This is a genomic window from Acidovorax sp. IB03 (assembly GCF_016406015.1).
GTDB classification, from domain to species: domain Bacteria; phylum Pseudomonadota; class Gammaproteobacteria; order Burkholderiales; family Burkholderiaceae_C; genus Acidovorax; species Acidovorax temperans.
In genome coordinates this window covers 13,943-34,413 of record NZ_JAEFCH010000003.1, presented here as the reverse complement: position 1 = coordinate 34,413, position 20,471 = coordinate 13,943, and the positions used below count along the sequence as shown (strand labels likewise).

At 62.4% G+C, this 20,471-nt stretch carries 15 protein-coding genes; 4 read left to right on the top strand and 11 right to left on the bottom strand.

The window, feature by feature from the left end:
• Positions 1-740: 740 nt before the first annotated feature.
• The 6 genes from IHV84_RS02305 to dapC form a co-directional block, all read right to left on the bottom strand.
• On the bottom strand, positions 741-2,780 hold the full coding sequence (locus IHV84_RS02305) for an ABC-F family ATP-binding cassette domain-containing protein (RefSeq protein WP_198845645.1): 2,040 nt from the start codon (positions 2,778-2,780) through the stop codon (positions 741-743).
• Positions 2,781-2,985: 205 nt separating this feature from the next.
• Positions 2,986-3,894 carry a 50S ribosomal protein L3 N(5)-glutamine methyltransferase gene (gene prmB, locus IHV84_RS02300; protein WP_198845644.1) on the bottom strand — a complete coding sequence of 303 codons (909 nt, stop codon included), beginning with the start codon at positions 3,892-3,894 and terminating at the stop codon, positions 2,986-2,988.
• Complete coding sequence (dapE, locus tag IHV84_RS02295) at positions 3,891-5,084, bottom strand: succinyl-diaminopimelate desuccinylase (protein ID WP_198845643.1); 1,194 nt, start codon at positions 5,082-5,084, stop codon at positions 3,891-3,893. The genes prmB and dapE overlap by 4 nt, the downstream gene beginning before the upstream one ends.
• 39 nt (positions 5,085-5,123) lie before the next feature.
• A complete protein-coding gene (locus IHV84_RS02290; RefSeq protein ID WP_198845642.1) occupies positions 5,124-6,284 on the bottom strand; it encodes a PilT/PilU family type 4a pilus ATPase in 1,161 nt (386 codons plus the stop codon).
• A gap of 96 nt (positions 6,285-6,380) precedes the next feature.
• Positions 6,381-7,214: a 2,3,4,5-tetrahydropyridine-2,6-dicarboxylate N-succinyltransferase gene (gene dapD / locus IHV84_RS02285; protein WP_142084204.1), complete on the bottom strand. Its 834-nt coding sequence runs from the start codon at positions 7,212-7,214 to the stop codon at positions 6,381-6,383.
• 5 nt (positions 7,215-7,219) lie between these two features.
• Positions 7,220-8,425, bottom strand: coding sequence for a succinyldiaminopimelate transaminase (gene dapC, locus IHV84_RS02280; protein WP_198845641.1), 1,206 nt, complete (start codon positions 8,423-8,425; stop codon positions 7,220-7,222).
• Between the two features lie 167 nt (positions 8,426-8,592).
• On the opposite strand from dapC, the gene IHV84_RS02275 reads away from it, so the two are divergent.
• Entirely contained in the window at positions 8,593-10,080 is a 1,488-nt protein-coding gene (locus IHV84_RS02275) for a methyl-accepting chemotaxis protein (RefSeq protein ID WP_198845640.1), read from the top strand.
• 84 nt (positions 10,081-10,164) lie between these two features.
• Here IHV84_RS02275 and rsxB read toward each other — a convergent pair whose 3' ends face one another.
• The 3 genes from rsxB to IHV84_RS02260 all read right to left on the bottom strand — a co-directional run bounded on the left by rsxB (position 10,165) and on the right by IHV84_RS02260 (position 13,599).
• Entirely contained in the window at positions 10,165-10,827 is a 663-nt protein-coding gene (gene rsxB / locus IHV84_RS02270) for an electron transport complex subunit RsxB (RefSeq protein WP_198845766.1), read from the bottom strand.
• 32 nt (positions 10,828-10,859) lie between these two features.
• On the bottom strand, positions 10,860-12,260 hold the full coding sequence (locus IHV84_RS02265; RefSeq protein ID WP_198845639.1) for a polyhydroxyalkanoate depolymerase: 1,401 nt from the start codon (positions 12,258-12,260) through the stop codon (positions 10,860-10,862).
• 265 nt (positions 12,261-12,525) lie between these two features.
• A complete protein-coding gene (locus IHV84_RS02260) occupies positions 12,526-13,599 on the bottom strand; it encodes a GTP pyrophosphokinase family protein (RefSeq protein WP_198845638.1) in 1,074 nt (357 codons plus the stop codon).
• Between the two features lie 223 nt (positions 13,600-13,822).
• Between IHV84_RS02260 and IHV84_RS02255 the strand changes: the two genes are divergently transcribed.
• Positions 13,823-16,582, top strand: coding sequence for an EAL domain-containing protein (locus IHV84_RS02255; RefSeq protein WP_198845637.1), 2,760 nt, complete (start codon positions 13,823-13,825; stop codon positions 16,580-16,582).
• A gap of 88 nt (positions 16,583-16,670) precedes the next feature.
• Complete coding sequence (locus IHV84_RS02250; protein WP_198845636.1) at positions 16,671-17,555, top strand: MaoC family dehydratase N-terminal domain-containing protein; 885 nt, start codon at positions 16,671-16,673, stop codon at positions 17,553-17,555.
• A 407-nt stretch (positions 17,556-17,962) separates the two neighbouring features.
• Here the strand turns inward: IHV84_RS02250 and dusA are convergent, their stop codons facing one another.
• Positions 17,963-18,934, bottom strand: coding sequence for a tRNA dihydrouridine(20/20a) synthase DusA (dusA, locus tag IHV84_RS02245; protein ID WP_233099668.1), 972 nt, complete (start codon positions 18,932-18,934; stop codon positions 17,963-17,965).
• A 328-nt stretch (positions 18,935-19,262) separates the two neighbouring features.
• On the opposite strand from dusA, the gene IHV84_RS02240 reads away from it, so the two are divergent.
• Positions 19,263-19,850 (top strand): lysophospholipid acyltransferase family protein, encoded by a 588-nt coding sequence (locus tag IHV84_RS02240; protein ID WP_198845635.1) that lies wholly within the window; start codon positions 19,263-19,265, stop codon positions 19,848-19,850.
• Positions 19,851-19,937: 87 nt separating this feature from the next.
• On the opposite strand, the gene IHV84_RS02235 is transcribed toward IHV84_RS02240, so the two are convergent.
• The gene (locus tag IHV84_RS02235) at positions 19,938-20,390 is read right to left on the bottom strand and encodes an Lrp/AsnC family transcriptional regulator (protein WP_198845634.1); all 453 of its coding nucleotides are present in this window, start codon (positions 20,388-20,390) and stop codon (positions 19,938-19,940) included.
• Positions 20,391-20,471 lie beyond the last annotated feature (81 nt).

Sequence of the window (20,471 nt, the reverse complement as noted above, 5' to 3'; positions counted from 1 at the left end):
CGGTGTCGCACTGTGTGTGCGTGGGGGTCTGCCCAGCTTTCCACTGCGGTGGGCTTGCAGGCGGCGCCATGAAAAAAGGGAACGTGACAATCACGTTCCCTTGGTAATTTGGGTGTATCGGCGGTAGGAGATTCAGCGTTTTTCTACACCTAGGGTGAGCATTTCATGGGGCTAAAAAAGACCCACATACCGAATGCTCAACATGCCAATCAAAGCGCTGCCGGTGCGCGTTTGCGGTCACGTTCGTCGTCGGGCCAAGCGTTCAAAATTGCGGTGTTCATGGGAAAAGCTCCTGAGATAGTCAGTCAACGCACTTAGCAGATGGGTGGTTGACAGCATCGCCTTCACAAACACAAAAACTTGCACCGGTTTCGGTCAGAGATGGAGGGGGCTGCGCCACCTTCCAGAAACTCGCAGGCAGAAAAAAGCCCCGGAGTCCGGGGCTTTGAAAGAGGAACCTTGAGATGCGACGCCAATGTCGCCTGTTGCTCAGCAGCGGGCAGGAGAGCGTTTGCGATCGCGTTCGTCGTCGGGCCAAGCGTTCAACATGTGGGTGGTGTTCATACTGGAAAACTCCTGTGATGGAACCACAACGTGTGCCGTGCATGCCCGGTTGACACCATGATCCAAAAAATTTCTGTTTTTTGTATGGCTTGATTTGCTCCTGAATTGATAGCTGCTAGCGCTTTCTGGGTAAGCGCTAAGCCCAGAAATCGTCAGCAGTAGCCGGTGATGCTCATTCAAGCAGGGCTGCTGGCACCCATGTCTTCCAGGGCCGCAGAAATCTCCAGCCACCGCTCTTCCAACTTCTCCGTTTCGTCCTGCCCTTGCTTGAGTCGTTTGCCGCAGTCGGCAATTTCCGCAGGGGGCAGGGGCTGGGTGAGCCGGGTTTCCAGTTCAGAACGCTCGGCCGCCAAGGTGGCCAAGCGTTTGTCGATCTGCTCCAGCTCTTTCTTGAGCGGGCGGGCTTTGTCTGCCAGTTGCTGGCGCGCCTGGGCATCCAGGCGGCGCTGTTCTTTGCTGTCCTTGATCTGAGGCGCGGGGGCCGCAGCCGCAGATGGAGGAGGCGCCGTTTCTGGCGCGGGGGTGGCTGGGGCTGCTGCTGCGATGCGGGCGGCGGCCTCGTCCTGGCGCGTTTGCTCGCGCAGGCGCTTGGATTCTTCCAGCAGGTAGCGCTGGTAGTCGTCCAGATCCCCGTCGAAGGGGCCGACCACGCCACGCCCGACCAGCCAGAATTCGTCGCACACCGCGCGCAGCAGGGCCCGGTCATGGCTGACCAGCATCACGGTGCCCTCGAATTCGTTGAGAGCCATCGACAGGGCCTCGCGTGTGGCCAGGTCGAGGTGGTTGGTAGGCTCGTCCAACAGCAGCAGGTTGGGGCGTTGCCAGACCATCATGGCCAGCACCAGGCGGGCTTTTTCGCCGCCGCTCATGGTGCCCACGGCCTGCTTGACCATGTCGCCGCTGAAGTTGAAGCTGCCCAGAAAGCTGCGCAGGTCCTGTTCGCGGGTGGATTCGCGGGCATTGGCGCCCATCTCGCGGGCCAGGCGGATCATGTGCTCCAGCGGATTTTCGCCAGGGCGCAGCACGTCCAGTTCCTGCTGGGCGAAGTAGCCGATGGACAGGCCCTTGCCCTCCGTCACCGTGCCAGCCAGTGGCGCCATTTCGCGGGCGATGGTTTTCACCAGCGTGGATTTGCCCTGGCCATTCGCACCCAGGATGCCGATGCGTTGCCCGGCCAGAACCGAGCGGTTGACGCCTTGCAGAATGGTTTTGTTGCCGTCGTCGGTCTGGTAGCCAAACGAAGCATCGCTGATGGCAAGCATCGGGTTGGGCAGGTTGACCGGTTCCTTGAACTCGAAGGTGAACTCGGCCTCGGCCAGCAGGGGCGCGACGCGTTCCATGCGTTCCAGCGCCTTGACGCGGCTTTGCGCCTGCTTGGCTTTACTGGCTTTGGCCTTGAAGCGGTCAATGAACTTCTGCAGGTGCGCAATCTTGTCCTGCTGCTTGGCGTAGGCGGCCTGTTGCAGCTCCATTTGCTGGGCACGCAGTTCTTCAAACTTGCTGTAGTTGCCGCCGTAGCGCGTTAGCTTGGCGCTGTCGATTTGCAGCGTGACGTTGGTGACGGCATCCAGAAACTCGCGGTCATGGCTGATGACGATCATCGTGCCGGCGTATTTTTTGAGCCAGGCTTCGAGCCACACCAGCGCATCCAAGTCCAAGTGGTTGGTGGGCTCGTCCAGCAGCAGTAAGTCAGAAGGGCACATCAGCGCGCGTGCGAGCTGCAGCCGCATACGCCAGCCGCCCGAGAAGCTGTTGACCGGGCGGTCAAGCTCATGCGCCTGAAAGCCCAGCCCCAGGATCAGCGCCTGGGCGCGCGGCTCTGCATCGTGGTCGCCTGCGTCAGCCAGGTCGGTGTAGACCTGGGCAATGGCCATGCCGTGTTCTGGGTCGTCGTAGCTGGCGTCGCTGTTCTCGAGTTGCAGGCGCTGGGCGTGCAGCTCTGCCAGCCGGGTGTCGCCCGCCAGCACGAAAGCCGTGGCGGTTTCGTCGGTTTCCGGCATGTTCTGGGCCACCTGGGCCATGCGCCATTGCCTGGGAATGGAGAAATCGCCGCCGTCTTCGTGCAGCGTGCCATTGAGCAGGGCAAACAGGGTGGATTTGCCTGCGCCATTGCGCCCCACCAAGCCGACTTTTTCACCGGGGTTGAGTGTGACGGAGACGTTGTCCAGCAGCACCTTGGTGCCCCGGCGCAGGACGATATTTTTGAGAGTGATCATGAGAATGCGGGCAGGGCGGGGGCTGCGCAGTGCGTTGCCCCGTCCACCCTGTGTAGGGTAGGCCCCTGGCCCATCAACGCGGCACACGGTGAGTGTGTGCGGTGGGCTGGAGGCAGCCTTCTATTATCGGGGTTTCAGTGACCGGGTGGTCTGGGCCCGGTTTCGGGAAGAGGGCGAAAGCGCAGGAAGCGCCGCCCACCTGCCGTCAGCCTTGTCCCAGCAAGGCTTGGCGGGTGACCAGCAGCACTTGGTCTTCACCGGCGCTGGTTTCGATCCAGAACACGGGCAATGTCGGGAAGGCAGCTTCAAAAAATTCCCGTTCGTTGCCGATTTCCAGCACCAACACGGCGTGTTCGCTCATGCGTGCGGGCGCATCGCGCAGCAGCTTGCGAATGAAATCCATGCCATCGGTGCCGCCTGCCAGGGCCAGTTCAGGCTCTGCCCGGTATTCGGCAGGCAGGTTCGACATGCTTTGCGCGTTGACGTAGGGCGGGTTACACAGAATCAAGTCCCACGGGCCGGGTAGCGACTCCATGCCGTCCGAGATTTGTAACTGCACGCGCTGCGCCAAGCCGTGCTTGTCCACGTTGATGCGCGCAACGGCGAGCGCATCGGCAGAAATGTCAGCGCCCGTGACTTCTACTTCCGGGTACGCCATGGCGGCCAGGATGGCCAGGCTGCCATTGCCGGTGCACAAATCGAGCACACGGCGGGTGTGTTCCCCCAAAAAGTCGTCAATGCTGCCGTCGGCCAGCAGTTCAGCGATGAAGCTGCGGGGCACGATGGCGCGCTCGTCCACGTAGAACGGCACGCCTTGCAGCCAGGCCTCATGCGTAAGGTAGGCCGCAGGTTTGCGCGTCTGGATGCGCTGGTCGATCAACGCATCGACCGCAGCCGCTTCTTCTGCAGTCACGTTGCGGTGGGCGGTGGAATCTGGCGCGTCAGACAGGTCGCTGTCCAGGGGCAGTCCCAGGCGCCACAACACCAGCCATGCGGCTTCGTCTTCGGCGTTGGTCGTGCCGTGGCCAAAAGCCAGTCCGGCAGAAGACAACCGCTGAGCAGCCCGTGCGACGGCGGCAGCGACGGTCAGGGGTTGGGTGGGGGTGTGGCTCATGCTGCCACCGCCATGCGTTCCAGCGCTTGCTGACGCAGGTTTTCCAGCGTGCGGCGATAAATGTTCTTCAGCGGTTCAATGTCGGCCACCACCACATACTCATCGATCTTGTGGATCGTGGCGTTGGGCGGGCCCAGTTCAATGACCTGGGGGCAGATCTGGGCGATGAAACGCCCGTCGCTGGTGCCGCCCGTGGTGGACAGTTCGGTGGAAAGCCCCGTTTCGCCGGCAATGGCTTGTTGCACTGCGGTGACCAGCTCTCCAGGCGTAGTCAGGAAGGGCTGGCCGCCCAGCGTCCAGCGCAGGTCGTATTCCAGCCCATGGCGGTCGAGCACGGCGTGCACCCGCTGCTGCAGGCTTTCGGCTGTGGATTCTGTGCAGAACCGGAAGTTGAAGTCCACCACCACATCGCCGGGGATGATGTTGGTGGCGCCCGTGCCCCCGTGGATGTTGCTGATCTGCCAGCTGGTGGGCGGGAAGAAGGCGTTGCCTTGGTCCCATACGGTGGCTGCCAGTTCGGCTAGCGCAGGCAGGGCCTGGTGGATGGGGTTGCGGGCGAGCTGGGGATAGGCGATGTGGCCCTGGATGCCGCGCACGGTGAGCTTGCCGCTCAAGGTGCCGCGGCGGCCGTTCTTGATCATGTCGCCCGTGCGTTCGACCGAGGTGGGCTCGCCCACGATGCAATAGTCGAGAGGCTCACCCCGCGCGCGGAGTTGCTCCACCACCACCTTCGTGCCATCTACGGAAGGGCCTTCTTCGTCGCTGGTCAGCAAGAAAGCGATGTTGAGCGGTGCATCAGGGTAGGCAGCCAGAAATTCTTCCACGGCCACCACAAACGCGGCAATGGACGTCTTCATGTCGCTGGCACCACGCCCGTACAGCTTGCCGTTCTTGTGGGTGGGGGTGAACGGGTCACTGCTCCACTGGGCCAACGGGCCTGTGGGCACCACGTCGGTATGGCCTGCAAATACTATGGTTTTGATAGCTGATAGCGCTTGTCCAGATTGCGCTGCAGGCCTTTTTGCCCACAAGTTGCTGACACGGAAATCGGCAGGCCCGCTGTCCAGCCGTTCGCACACAAATCCCAGGGGTTGAAGGCGCTGCGCGAGCAGTTCCAGGCATCCTTCGTCCAGCGGCGTGATGGAGGGCAGGGCGATCAGTTGTTCAGCAAGGTGCAGGGTACGGGTCATTGGCAATCACAGGTTTCAAGCGCGCTGGGCCCAACGGGCTCAGCTGCCTTTGACGTCCAGCACGATCTCGGTGAACGAGGGCTGGTCGTCGGGGGTGTCGCGGGCTTCTTTTTGCGCTTTCGCGGCATTGGCGGCCTGGGCAAAGTCGTTTTGCAGGCGCCACATCAGGTTGGTGGGCGAATCGGCATAGGCCATGCCTTCTTTGCGGTCGATCTTCTTTTCCATGATCAGGCGCGCAAGGGCTTCTTCAAAGGTTTGTGAACCTTCGGCCATGGACTTTTCCATGGCGTCTTTGACGCCGGAAAAGTCGCCTTTTTCCACCAGATCAGCCACCAGCTTGGTGTTGAGCATGACTTCCACGGCAGGAACGCGTGCGCCTTCCACCGTGCGCACCAGGCGTTGCGAGACGATGGCTTTGAGGGACGAAGCCAGGTCGCCGAGCATGGTGGGCCGCACCTCGGCAGGGTAGAAGCTCAGAATGCGGTTGAGCGCCTGGTAACTGTTGTTGCCGTGCAAGGTAGCCAGGCACAAGTGGCCCGACTGCGCATAGGCGATGGCCGAGGACATGGTTTCCCGGTCACGGATTTCGCCGATCAGAATCACGTCAGGGGCCTGGCGCAGGGCGTTCTTGAGGGCGGTCTGCAGCGATTGGGTGTCACTGCCGATCTCGCGCTGGTTCACGATCGATTTCTTGTTGCGGAACTGGTATTCCACCGGGTCTTCGATGGTGAGAATGTGCCCGGACATCAAGGTGTTGCGCGTGTCGATCATGGAGGCCAGGGTGGTGCTTTTGCCAGAGCCCGTAGCGCCTACCACCAGGATCAGGCCGCGCTTTTCCAGAATCAGCTCCGTCAGAACGGGCGGCAGGTTCAGCGATTCAAAATCGGGCACCTGCTGCGAGATGAAGCGAACCACCACGGCATAGCTGCCGCGCTGGCGCATGGCGCTGATACGGAAGCGCCCGACGCCGGAGAGCGGCACGCCCATGTTCAGCTCGCCGGTTTCCTCCAGCTCTTCAATGCGCTCGGCGGGGACGATTTCAGACAGCAGGTTGCGTGGAGCGTCTGGCGGCAGCACCTGGTTGTTGATCGGTATGCACTCGCCGTTGATCTTGATCAGCGCCGGGGCGTTGGCAGACAGGTAAACGTCTGACGCTTTCTTTTCGCTCATCAGGCGAAGAATCCGCTCCATCGTACTCATGGGTATCTCCCTCTCGTTCTGGGTCTGCCAGCGGCCTAGGCGGCTCTTTTCAAGGCAGGCCGGCGCGGCGTGCGCGCCAGCCCTGGGCCTGCGCGATCAGTCGCGCAGCAGATCGTTGATGCTGGTCTTGGAGCGCGTTTGCGCATCCACTTGCTTGACGATGATGGCGGCATACATGCTGTAAGGCGCGCCGTTAGCGGCCGTCTTGGGCAGGTTGCCGCTGACCACCACAGAGCCTGCAGGCACACGGCCGTAGCTGATTTCGCCGGTAGCGCGGTTGAAGATGGGAGTGCTTTGGCCCAGGTACACGCCCATGCCCAGAACCGAGTTTTCTTCCACCACCACGCCTTCGACGACTTCGGAGCGCGCACCGATGAAGCAGTTGTCTTCAATGATGGTGGGGCCCGCTTGCAGCGGCTCCAGCACGCCGCCAATGCCCACGCCGCCAGACAGGTGCACGCCAGCGCCGATCTGTGCGCAGGAGCCCACGGTGGCCCAGGTGTCCACCATGGTGCCTTCGCCCACATAGGCGCCGATGTTGACGTAAGAGGGCATCAGGATGGCGCCCTTGGCGATATAGCTGCCGCGGCGGGCCACGGCTGGAGGCACCACGCGCACGCCGGTCGCCTTGAGTTCATCAGCGCTCAGGTGGGCAAACTTGGTTTGCACCTTGTCGTAGAAAGTCAGGTCGCCCGACTGGATGACGTCGTTGTCCTTGAGGCGGAAGGACAGCAGCACGGCCTTCTTGATCCACTGGTGCACCGTCCATTGGCCCACAGCCTCACGCGTAGCCACGCGCAGCGTGCCGTTGTTCAGCTCGGCAATCACTTGCTCCACAGCGTCCACCACTTCCTTGGGGGCAGAGGCGGGGGACAGGTTGGCGCGGTTTTCCCAGGCGGTTTCGATGGTGTTTTGCAGTTGTTGGCTCATGTTGTTCAAGCAGTACGGGATTGGATGAATTGGACGATGCGCAGGGCGGCTTCCACGCATTCTTCGGTGTCGGCCACCAGGGCCATGCGCACGCGCTGGGCGCCGGGGTTGCTGCCCTGCGCCTCGCGGGCCAGATAGCTGCCGGGCAGCACGGTGACATTGTATTGAGCCAAAAGGGCCTTCGCGAACTCGGCATCGGTCATGCCCAGTGCATCGGGCACCTTGGCCCAGAGGTAAAAACCTGCATCGGGCAAGGCCACATCCATCACGCCTGCCAGCAAAGGGGTGACTTGTGCGAACTTCTTGCGGTACAGGGCCCGGTTTTGCGCCACATGTTCCTCATCGCCCCAGGCCGCGATGCTGGCCTCTTGCACGATGGGGCTCATGGCGCTGCCGTGGTAGGTGCGGTAGAGCAGGAAGTTCTTGATCAAGGCTGCGTCGCCAGCCACGAAGCCGCTGCGCAGGCCGGGCACGTTGCTGCGCTTGGACAGGCTGGTGAAGGAGATCAGGTTCTTGAAATCGTGCCGCCCCAGCTTCTTGGCCGCTTCCAGGCCGCCCAGCGGTGGCTCGTCGCGGAAGTAAATTTCGCTGTAGCACTCGTCCGATGCGATGACAAAGCCGTAACGGTCGCTCAGGGCAAACAGCTTGTGCCACTCGTTCAGCGGCATGACGGCACCCGTGGGATTGCCGGGGGAGCACACAAAGATCAACTGGGTGCGCTGCCATACGTCCAGCGGCACGCTGTCCCAGTCCACCGCGAAGTTGCGGGCCGGGTCGCTGGGGGCGTAATAAGGCTTGGCGCCCGCCAGCAGGGTTGCGCCTTCGTAGATTTGATAGAACGGGTTGGGGCAGACCACCATGGGGTCTGGCTGGGCCGCGTCAATGACTGTTTGGGCAAATGCGAACAGTGCTTCGCGAGAGCCGTTGATCGGGAGCACCTGCGTGGCGGGGTTCAGGTCGAGCTGATAGCGGCGCTGAATCCACTCGGTGAAAGCGGTGCGCAAGCGGATGTCCCCTGCGGTGGCCGGGTAGCTGGCCAATCCCTCCAGGTGGCTGCAAAGCGTATCTTTGATGAACTGGGGTGTGGGATGGCGGGGTTCGCCCATGCCCAGGCTGATCGCGGAATAGTTGGCCGGGAGCGTCACCTCGGCAAACAGTTGCTTCAACCGCTCAAAAGGGTAGGGCTGCAGGAGAGAAAGCAGGGAATTCATGGGGTTGCATTATGGTGGATGCCTGTACTACCGTGGGCTACCAAAGCACGGGTGCAACCGACGCTTTCGACTGGGTGGTTACCCTGAATGTCAGCCTGTCGTCAACGCAGCGTAAGAGCCGGCCCCTAGCATGGGTTAGATACAAATAGAAACAGGAGACAAGAGACATGGTGGCGTTTTCACCTTTGCGGCCGGGGGCATGGCTGATGAGGCGGCTCAAGCTGCCCGGAAAACTCGGCTGGTGCGCTGCCCAGTCGCTGGTGGCCGTGGTGCTTGCCGTGATGGCGGCGCCCTGGTGGCTCACTGCGGTGGCTTGCGTTCTGATGCTGTATGTGCAGCTGGTGTTGTGGTTGACTCTGTCGCACGACATGGCTTTGGTGGCGCGGTCGATGCAGCAAACCACGCAGGGTGATCTGACCGTGCACGCCAGCCTGCAGGGGCATGACGAAATGGCCGAGATGGCCCGTTCGCTGGACCAGATGGTCTACAAGCTCTCTGCCATGGTGGCTGACATTCGCAGCAACGCAGCCCTGGTGGCCCATGCCGGCCAGAGCCTGGCGCATGGCAATCGGGCGTTGGCCGACCGGACTGAGCAGCAGGCAGCCAACCTGGAGGAGACGGCCGCCAGCGTGGAAGAGCTTTCGTCCACCGTGCAAAACAATGCCCACACAGCCTTGAGTGCAGACCAGAAAGCCGCACAAGTGCGGCAGGCAGCGGACACCGGCGCGCAGGCCATGGCCCGTGCGGTGCAGTCGGTGGAAGCCATTCAGCAAGGCGCGCGGCGCATGAGCGAAATCATTGGCGTGATCGATGGCATCGCCTTTCAAACCAATATCCTGGCGCTCAATGCCGCAGTCGAGGCAGCCCGGGCGGGTGAGCAAGGCCGGGGGTTTGCCGTGGTGGCATCCGAGGTTCGCATGCTGGCGCAGCGCTCTGGCGAGGCGGCCCGCGAGATTCGCGATCTGATCCAGACGTCCGTGGGGCAGGTTGAATCCAGTGCCAGCCTGATCCGCTCTGCAGGCGATGGCATTTCGGCGATGGCCGGAGGCATCCACAGCGTGGCCGCCAGCATGAGCGAGATCGCCAGTTCCAGCAACGAGCAGAGCACGGGCCTCAAAGAAATCAGCGGCGCGGTGCAGCAGCTTGACCAGATCACACAGGACAACGCCCAGATGGTGGGGCTGGCCGTGCAGCAGGCCGAAGCTCTTGAGCAGCGAGCCAGCACGTTGAACCGCGCGGTGGCCGCATTCCGGTTGCAACAGGGCACCGCGGAAGAAGCTGTGGCCCTGGTGCGCAAGGCGGTTGAGTTGCACCGCTCCACATCCCGAGAACAGTTTTTGGGTCGCATTACCGACAAGGCGGGCGGTTTTCATGACCGAGATATGTACGTGTTCGTACTCGACGAAACCGGTCGCTACCTGGCATTTGGTGGCAACCCCTCCAAGGTGGGCACCCGTGTGCAGGACATTCCGGGAATCGCAGGCGATCAACTGGTGCACGACATCGTGGCGCAGGCGCAGCATGGGCCTGGCTGGGTGGAATATGACATCACCAACCCTTCTACCGGCGTGGTGCAAACCAAGATGTCTTTTGTGAGCCAGGTGGATGCGGGATATGTGGGTTGCGGCGTCTACAAGACGCTTGCTGCGCGCTGAGAGGTACTAGGCAAGGCTCTGCACGCACAAGCCCCAAGCGCCCGTCAGCCCAACCGCTGGGCTTGCGTTGCGGGCTTGGAAGGCTTAGCTTCGCGCCCGCAATTGTCTGGCGCGCTCCATGGCGGCGGCGATGGCGGCGCGGCGGGCCTCCGCAGCGTCTGTCGCCGGTGCAGAAGCGGCCGGCTCTTGTGTTGCGCTGGCAGGTTCCGGGTCGCAGAGCGTTGCTACATCTTCGTCTGCTTCTGGGGCCGTGCGCTCCCGCCGCAGGGTTCGGGCGGCATAACGTCGTCTGGCTTCGTCGGCTTGCTCTGCACTCCAGGCGGCCCAGCCAGTGCGCGAGCCTGTGGCGTTCTCCAGCTGAATGCAGTCGACGGGGCACACCGGCACGCACAACTCGCAGCCGGTGCAGTGTGATTCCATCACCGTGTGCATCAGCTTGTTGGCGCCCACGATGGCATCGGTGGGGCAGGCCTTGATGCACAACGTGCAGCCTATGCACCAGTTTTCATCAATGAACGCCCCGGCGCGCGGTGACTCGACGCCGTGTTCTGGGTTGAGCGCCACCACGGGCAGGCCGGTGATGACCGACAGCCGCGCGACGCCTTCAGCGCCGCCTGGGGGGCACTGGTTGATGCCTGCTTCGCCAGCCGCGACAGCGCGCGCGTAGGCCGCGCAATCAGGGTAGCCGCAGCGGGTGCACTGCGTTTGCGGTAGGGCTGCGTCGATCCTGCGCGCCAAATCGCTCATCGGGGTGCCCGCTGTGGCGGGCACGTCAGGGCTCAAGCCTTGCGCGCCGAGGATCGGCGCGGGCGCTGCGCGGGGCTGGCTGACACGTTGGCCGCAGCCATGGCGTCTGTATCCGATGGAGCCACCTCGGCAGCAGCGCCCGATTTACCAGCAGCTGCCGGTTTCAAGCCTGCCTGGTGTTCCAGAATGAAGGCCTTCACCTGCGGGTACACCAGTTCGCGCCAGCGGCGGCCACTGAAGATGCCGTAGTGCCCGGCACCCTTGGCTTCCAGGTGGCGCTGTTCCTTGCTCACAATGCCGGTGCACAGGTCGTGGGCGGCCTTGGTTTGGCCCGAGCCTGAAATATCGTCCAGTTCACCTTCCACGGTGAACAGCGCCGTGGTGGTGATGTCCTGGGGACGCACGCGCTCGATCTTGCCTTCGGGCGAGCGCACATCCCAGGTGCCGTGCACCAGCTTGTATTCCTGGAACACCGTCTTGATGGTTTCCAGGTAGTAGTCGGCGTCCATGTCGAGCACCGCGTTGTACTCGTCGTAGAACTTGCGGTGGGCTTCGGCGCTGGCGTCGTCGCCCTTGATCAGGTTCTTGAAATAGTCATAGTGGCTGGTGGCGTGCCGGTCAGGGTTCATTGCCACAAAGCCCGTGTGCTGCAGAAAGCCTGGGTACACACGCCGGCCAGCGCCGGGGAAGTTGTCTGGCACGCGGTAGATCACATTGTTTTCAAACCACTCAAAGCTGCGGTTCATGGCCAGGTTGTTCACGGCCGTGGGCGATCTGCGCGCGTCAATGGGGCCACCCATCATGGTCATGGTCAGCGGGGTGGTTTCACCACGGCTGGCCATCAACGACACCGCCGCCAGCACTGGCACTGTGGGCTGGCACACGCTGATGACGTGGCAGTTGCCGTACACGCCCTGCAGGTAGCGAATGAACTCCTGCACGTAGTTGATGTAGTCATCCAGGTGGAACTCACCTTCGGACAGCGGCACCAGGCGGGCGTTTTTCCAGTCGGTGATGTAGACCTTGTGGTCCTTGAGCATGGTGCGCACGGTGTCGCGCAGCAACGTGGCGTAGTGCCCGGAAAGCGGTGCCACCACCAGCACCACTGGCTGGTTCTTGATCTTGGTCAGCGTGGCGGGATCGTCGGAAAATCGTTTGAAACGGCGCAATTCGCAAAAGGGCTTGTCCAGCTCCACCCGTTCATGGATGGCCACGCCCACGCCGTCCACTTCCACACTGGGGATGTCAAAGGTGGGCTTTTCGTAGTCCTTGCCCAGCCGGTACAGCAGGTCGTACCCCGCAGAAATACGCTGTGCCATCGGGATCTGGTTGAATGGCGACAGGGGGTTGCTGAACAATTTGGACGCGGCTTGCGCGAAGTCAGCAAAAGGCTCCATCAAGGAGCGCTGGGTTTCGTAAATCTGGTAGAGCATGGGGCGAAACTCCGTTATGTTGCAGTGCAATATAGCAGTACTCCGTAACAAAAGAATGGAGTAGAACCACCAATCTGCAGTCGCCTTGGAGACAGGTTGGGTGCGTTCGACGGCACTGGCTTTGACATCTCAAAGCCTTTGAAAACAACTGATTTGCTATCAATAGAATAGCTGCTGGCGCTTTCTGAAAGGGCGCTAGAGCTGATTTTTACTCTATTTTCTGCCAGGTCCGCAAAGGCGCTTCGGCATTGCAGTCAGAAGCCCATCAAACCTGATTTTCTGCCAGCCAGGCTTCAAAGGCCTGGCGGGCCACGTTGCGCAGCGCGGTACGGAACAGCTTTTTGTCCCCCAGGTACAGGCAATGCCGAATCACGGTGAAGGGGTTGAAGGACGCGTCAGGGTTTTGTTCCTCGAAGTGCAGCTTGTACTTCTTGACCGTGCCAATCGTGTGGCGCAACAGCTCATTGAGCTGGGCGCGTGTCATGCCCGGCTGCCACTGGTGGATGTCGGCCACAAAGCTGTCTACCTTGGAAGGCTCGAACTCGAAGTCCTTGAAAAAGTGGTTGGCAATCTTGAGGAAGGTGAACGCGTTGAGCTCGCTGCCCAGGCTGGGGGATTTGGTGGGCTCCAGCGGATCGGTCTGCGTTTCTGGTGCGGGCTCGGCGGTTTCGTCCGGGGCCTTGAGCAGCTCGGCAGCGGTGGCGTCGCGAATCTGCAAAAACTCCCGGTCAGCCAGCTCGAACAGGGCAGACAGCACATTGATACGGCGTTTGAGCTGCCCGGGAATGGATTTCTTGTACTTGATCTTGTGGTCCAGCACGCTCCACGAATCCTGGATGATGGTGCGGATCTGCAGCTCAAAAGGCCATGGGGCTTCTGCTGCGTGTTCGGGCGTCGCCCGTTGCACATTGTTCCAGCGCAGGTCCAGGTGCAGGCCTTTGTAGCCAAATTCCGCTTCGGTGGACTCAACGGCTGCCACCTTGTCGGTCACTTCAATCACATCAAAGTGAGATTGCAGGAGGTGGGCCACCTTCTCGATTTCGTCTTCGTACAGGCAGACCACGCGCACACCGATCAGGTCCGTGATCCAGTGCTGGATCTCGTAGGGCGTGTTGCGCTCTTCCAGGGCTGCGCGGTATTTGCGGCGGAATTTGCGAATGCACTCTTCCACGTCCTTGACGCGGCCCTCGACCTTGGAGATCTCCAGCCCCGGCGCAGCCTCGACCAGTGCCCGAACCGTGCTCACGACCCGCGCGCACGCGGCTTGCAGTTGCGTAAGGTGGTCGGCGTAGAAGTGGCGGAACTGGGTTTCTTCCAGCTCCAGGGGGATCTGGGCCATGGGTGTTTACAGGGTAGTGCAGCTGGGGATTTGCCGCCCGAGGGGGCGGTACCAGGCGTGGATTGTCCACCACACCCCAGGTGTCAGGCGCAGAAAAAGGTGTTGTGCGGGCGCCGTCACGGGGCTTGAAAATCGTTAAAAAGCATGTCGCACACCGTTTCCCCCGTTGATAATGGCCCTCGCTCGTGTGCCACCCGTGGGGTGGGCACGCCCTGAATGCACGATGTCTGTCCCTGACGTTCCTTCCGCACCGCCAGCATCTGCCGGACTGTTACAGCGCCGGTGGGGATGGCTGTTGGCGCCCGTTCTGTCGCTGGTGATGCTCAGCCTCACGTTCGCCCACTGGCGCAGTGAAGAACGGGCGAGCAGCGAGCGGCGCGAAATTGACCTGCGGGTGGCTGCAGATCGCATGGCCTACAACCTGGCAGACCGCATGGCGTCGTACGAGCTGGTACTGCGCGGTTTGCGGGGGTACTTCGAAGGCTCCGAGCGCATTGACCGCGAGGAGTTTCAGACCTACGTGCGCTCTTTGCAGCTGCAAGAGGTACGGCCGGGCCTGCGGGGCATTTCACTGATTCTCAAGTTATCGCAGGAAGAGCTGCCCGCGCACATCCAGGACATGCGCCAGCGCGGCTTTTCTGACTACACCGTCCGCCCACCCGGGGTGCGGCCCCTGTATGCGGCCGTGACGCACATTGAACCCCTGGATGCTGACAACCAGCGTGCGCTGGGGCTGGATGCCTACGCCATCCCAACGGCCCGAGATGCCCTGGAGCGTGCTGCCGACACAGGTGTGCTGGCAGTATCGGGAATGCTGGCCCTGGAGCAAGACACTTCTGCCGCACCCAAGGGACTGGTGATGTACCTGCCTATCTATGCCAAGGGTGCTGCGCCGGAAAGCGCCGAGCAGCGCCGCAACGCTTTGCGCGGCTGGGTGTCGGCCCCGTTTTACATGGCCGATGTCATCGCCGGGCTCTCGCGCGAATTTGAACCTGACATTGCCCTGGATGTGATCGACGGCTCGGCCCCTGAAGGCCTGCAGCAGCTTTTTGCCGACCCGCGGGTGCAGTCCGTCAACACTCCACGCCAGCTGTTTCGCCAAGTGCAGTTTGGTGGCCGCACCTGGACGCTGCGCATGAGGCCACTGCCAGCCTTTGAAGACCGCTACGAGTACGAAACGCACCATATCTCTGCGTTGTTTGGCGTGGTGCTCAGCATCGTACTGGGCTGGTTTGCGTGGTTGCTGGCCACTGGCCGCACCCGGGCTGAAGCCCTTGCTTACCGCATGACGGCCGAGCTGCGCGGTACGCGCGACGAACTGGCCAGCACCCTCAACGCCATTCCCGATCTGTTGATGGAAATCGACGAGGAAGGCCGCATTCTTCACTGCCGTAGCGGCCACCAGGCTTTGCTGGCCGAGGTGGCAGACAGTTTTGTGGGCCAGCGGCTGCAAGACATCGTGGCGCCGGAAGCCGTTGCGGGCTGCCGCGCCACGCTGCAGGCGGCCAGCGCCACAGGGTATTCAGCAGGGCACCAGTTCGCGTTGAGCCTGCAGGGGCGTCCGTACTGGTTTGAACTCTCGATTGCCAGAAAGTCCGGGCCGAGCGAGTCGATCCAGCGCTTCATCGCGCTGTCGCGGGACATCACCGAGCGCAAGCAGGCCGAGGCGCGCTCGCACCATCTGGCGTATTTCGACGCGCTCACGCAGTTGCCCAACCGCCGCATGCTGCTCGACCGCACAGAGCAAGCGGTGGCCGGTGCCCGCAAGTCGGGGCAAATCGGCGCCTTGCTGTTTGTGGATCTGGACAACTTCAAGCAAATCAACGACGCACGCGGCCATGCCGTGGGCGACGCCATGCTCAAGCAGGTCGCGCAGCGCCTGCTGGATTTGCAGCGCCCAGGGGACACGGTGGCCCGGCTGGGGGGCGATGAATTTGTGATGCTGATTGGCCAGCTGGGGCTGGAGATGGAGAGTGCAGGGCGCACTGCGCTGCTGGCGGCTGAAGCCATCCGCACCGCGCTGGATGTGCCCTACAACATCCAGAACCACCACTACAGCAACACCTGCAGCATCGGCATCACTCTGTTCCCCAAGCAACAGGAAGGGGCCGAAGACCTGCTGCGCGAGGCCGACACCGCCATGTACCGCGCCAAGGACATGGGACGCAACCGCATTCGCTTCTATGAAGCAGCCATGGCCGCTGTGCAGGAGCGCCTGGCGCTGGAGCAGGATCTGAAAAAAGCCAGCGCCGAAGGCCAGCTGGCCGTGTTCGTGCAGTCGCAAGTGGATGCGCGCGGCGCAGTGGTGGGCGGCGAGTTGCTGATGCGCTGGAACCACCCCGAGCGTGGCAATGTGCCGCCCAGCCGCTTCATCCCGGTGGCCGAAGCCTCGGGCCTCATCCTGCGCATGGGCGACTGGATGATTGGCCAGGCCTGCGAGGCCTTGGCCCAGCTGCAGGCGCAGGGGCTGGAATACACCATCTCCGTCAACGTGAGCGAGCGCCAGTTCCGGCAAGAAGATTTCGTGGAGCGCATCCGCAACGTGCTCTCGGCCACTGGAGCGAAGGCAGAGTTGCTGATTCTGGAGGTGACCGAGAGCCTGCTGATTGAAAACCTCTCCGACACCATCGCCCGCATGACCGAGCTGGTGCACCTGGGCGTGCGCTTCTCCATTGATGACTTTGGCACCGGCTATTCCAGCCTGGCCTATCTCAAACGCCTGCCGCTGTACGAGCTGAAAATCGACAAGAGCTTTGTGCAGGACGCGCCGGACGACCCGAGCGACACGGCCATCGTGCAGTCCATCCTGGCGGTGGCCAACCACCTCAAGCTGCGCGTGGTGGCCGAAGGGGTGGAGACACAGGCCCAGGCAGATTTCCTCATCCAGAACCATTGCGAATGCCTGCAGGGCTATCTTTACAGCCGCCCGCAACCGCTGCAGGGATGGTTGAGCGCGCAAATTGCTGCCGCTGGGCCTCGTTGAGCCTGTTTTGTCTTGTCGGTGCACAAGGCCCAGCCTTTGGCAGCACCCTGTATTAACCATTGCGACCACTTGCCGGACAGCGCCGCCCATGACCGAAGAACTCCGCACCGTTGACGCCGCCTTGCTGAGCCATCTGCAAACCTGGCAGGGCAGGGCCGAAACCCTGCACGACACCATCACCAGTGCCCCCGTCAGCGGCCTGTCGGCCACGCTGGACCGGGAAGATCCCGCTCCTGTGCCCGGCACTGCGCTGCCGCCGTTGTGGCACTGGCTCTATTTTTTGCCCCAGGTGCGCCAAAGCGGTCTGGGGCCCGACGGCCACCCGGCGCGCGGCGGCTTTCTGCCCCCGGTGCCTCTGCCGCGCCGCATGTGGGCTGGCGGGCGTTTGAGGTGGGAAGAGCACAACCCCCTCTTGGTGGGCGATGCGGTACAGCGCACCTCGCGCATCGAATCCATCACGCACAAGGCGGGCCGGACGGGTGATTTGGTGTTTGTGCTGGTCAAGCACGAGATTTCCAATGCCAAGGGCCTTGCGCTGACCGAAGAGCACGACATCGTCTACCGCGCTGCTCCCCAGCCGGGTGACCCAGTGCCAGCGCCGATCGCTGCAGAAACTGGCGCGCCCTGGTGCCGCAGCATCACGCCTGACGATGTGCTGCTGTTCCGCTATTCCGCGCTCACCTTCAATGGCCATCGCATCCACTACGACCGGCGCTACGTCACGGAAGTCGAGGGCTATCCAGGCCTCATCGTCCATGGGCCGCTGATTGCCACGCTGCTCATTGACCTGCTGCGCCGCCAGTGCCCCAGCGCCCGCGTAAAGAGTTTTCACTTCAAAGCCGTGCGGCCCACGTTTGACCTGCACCCGTTTGGCTTGAATGGCGCGCCATCGGCCGATGGGAAATCTGTGCGCCTCTGGAGCAATGACCATGAAGGCTGGCTCACCCTGCAGGGCACGGCCGAGCTTTTTTGAGTTTCGTCTGGTGCAAGCCCAGGATACGGGTCACCCGGCTGGCGTGTTGCAGGCGATTCACGGCACTGTCTGCGTGAACCCTATGGCTTGCCCCGGCCACCACTGGGGTTCGCTACCGCAAGGCGAGGGTGGATTGATTTGCTATTGAATCAATAGCTGCTCCCGCTGATGGCGTTTGGCCTGGATGCCGATTGGGCTTCAATTCAGGTGAAAAATCACCCAACCCGTCAGCATCGTTTGCGCAGATGAAATCAAAGGCAAATCAGGCTGCAGCGCCCACCCCGCAAGCGCCAGCAGCTATGCTTTTTGAAGTGATTGGCCTCAAAGGCCCAGGCGTTTGCGGATCGGCGGATCGGCGGACCAGCGCGGTCGGTGGAAGTGACTCCTGCCGACCAGCGCTTGGCGCCTCAATGTTCCTGGTGATTGGCCAGCGACTCGGCCACGGCCTGCTGCGCCAGGTGGTACACCTCGCGGGCGGGGCGGTCTTTGAGCAGGTGGTTGCTCCACACCTGCCGCCAGATGCGCGCACCTGCCAGGCTGTGGCGCAGGCCCAGCATGTGGCGCGCAATGTGCGCCCAGGGCGTGCCGTACTGGGCGGCTTCGCGCTCCATGTACTCCACCATCGCCAGTTCCACCTCTTCACGTGTCAGGGGGCAGGGCTCCCCACCTTGTTCGCCGTAGTAGAGCGCGTCCCAGCGTGCCAGCCACCAGGGGTTGTGGTACGCCTCGCGGCCCACCATCACGCCGTCCAGGTGCTGCAACTGTTCCTGCACCGCCTCGTCGGTGGTGAAGCCGCCGTTGATGGCGAAAGTGAACTGCGGAAAGTCGGCCTTCAGCTGGCGCACCACCTCGTAGCGCAGGGGCGGAATGTCGCGGTTTTCCTTCGGGCTCAGGCCCTGCAGCCAGGCATTGCGCGCGTGCACGATGAACACGGTGCACCCCGCATCTGCCACCGTGCCCACAAAGTCGCGCACAAAGCTGTAGCTTTCTTCCTTGTCGATGCCAATGCGGTGCTTCACCGTCACGGGCACATCCACCACATCGCGCATGGCTTTCACGCAGTCGGCTACCAGTTGGGGCGCCTTCATCAGGCTGGCGCCAAAGGCTCCGCGCTGCACGCGGTCACTGGGGCAGCCGCAGTTCAGGTTGATTTCGTCATAGCCCCACTGGGCGCCCAGCCGTGCGGCCTGGGCCAGGTTGGCGGGCTCGCTGCCGCCCAGCTGCAAGGCCACAGGGTGCTCTTCGGCATTGAAGCGCAGGTGGCGCTCTGTGCCCCCATGGATGATGGCGCCTGCGTTCACCATTTCGGTGTACAGCAGGGTGTGCCGTGTCAGCAGGCGGTGAAAGTAGCGGCAATGCCTATCAGTCCAGTCCATCATCGGGGCGATGGACATACGCCAGGGGCTTGTGGGGGAGGGCACGGGTTGTAGGGTAAGGAAAAGGGTGGGCGGGGCAAGCGGCTGGCATGGGCCTGCGGCCTTGCGGGGGTGGGATTATCCCATTGGCGCCCTGAACGCGTCGTGTAGCGGGCTTGCCCACCGCGCGGCCTGGGGCGATGGGCCGAGCTCGATTTGATAGCGAACATGTGCAGGGTTCATTTTTTGCATTTCTTGCCGAGGTTTCTTGATTTTTTGGGCAAAATGTAGCGAAACGTTTCTGTTGCTTTTCTCGCCGCCCCCTGTTCTGGCGTCTTCCTCGCCCCTTCCCATGCACCGCACCATTTTTGACACACGGGTGGTCAACACCTTCCTGCGCGCGTTTTCGCGAATCACTTTGCGCCTGACGGGGTGGACGGTGGAGGGCCAGTTGCCCGACAAGGCAACCAAGAGCGTGCTGATTGCCGCGCCCCACACCAGCAACTGGGATTTGCCATACACGCTGATGCTGGCCTTTGTGCTGCGCCTGCGCGTCTACTGGATGGGCAAGCACAGCCTGTTCAAAGGCCCGCTGGGGCCGGTGATGCGCTGGCTGGGGGGCATTCCGGTGAAACGTGAGCAGGCCAACAACCTGGTGGCCTCGTCGGCAGAGGCCATGCGCCTGGCCACCGGGCCCATGCAGCTGATCGTGCCGCCCGAGGGCACGCGCGGCAAAACCAAGCGCTGGAAAACGGGCTTTTATTTCATTGCCCAGCAGGCGGGTGTGCCCATCGTGCTGGCGTTTGTCGATTACGGCCGCAAGGTGGGGGGCCTCGGGCCGGTGTTTGAGCCCACTGGCGACCAGGAGCTGGACATGGCTGCCATCAAGGCTTTCTACGCACCCATTCGCGGCAAGAACCCGACACAGTTCGAGGTGTGAGTCGGTTTGGCATCAAAACAGGCTCTAACGCCCGAAAGATAAGCGCAGGCAGCTCCTTTTTCAGGAGCAAATTGTTCGCACGCCGTCTTACCCGTCCACACTGCGCCGGTCGATTTTGCGGCTGAGCACGATGCTGGTCTGGGTCTGGTGCACCCCTTCGAGCTGGCCTACCTGATCGAGCAGGCGGTCTAGCTGCTCATGGCTGGTGCAACGCAAGAACACCAGGTAGTCGAACGGCCCGCTCACGGCCGACACTTCTTCCACCTCGGGCATCGCGCCCAGCGCCCGCAGCACGGCGGGGCCTGCCTTGGGCATGACGCTCAGGCTGCACCAGGCGCGCACGGTACTGGCGTCCAGCCGCGCGCCCAGGCGCACCCCGTAACCCGCCACCACGCCCGACCGTTCCAGCCGCGCAATGCGGGCCACCACCGTGGTGCGCGCCAGGCCCAGCTTGCGCGCCAGCAGGGCTGTGCCCTCGCGGGCATTGGTCTGCAGCAGGCTGAGCAATTGGCGGTCAATCTCGTCCAGAGAGGTTTTCATGGCAGGGCGCAGAAGGCTGGTTTGGTCGTATCGATGCAGGCATTCGACGGTTCGGCAGATATTAGCTCTGCTTTCGACGAT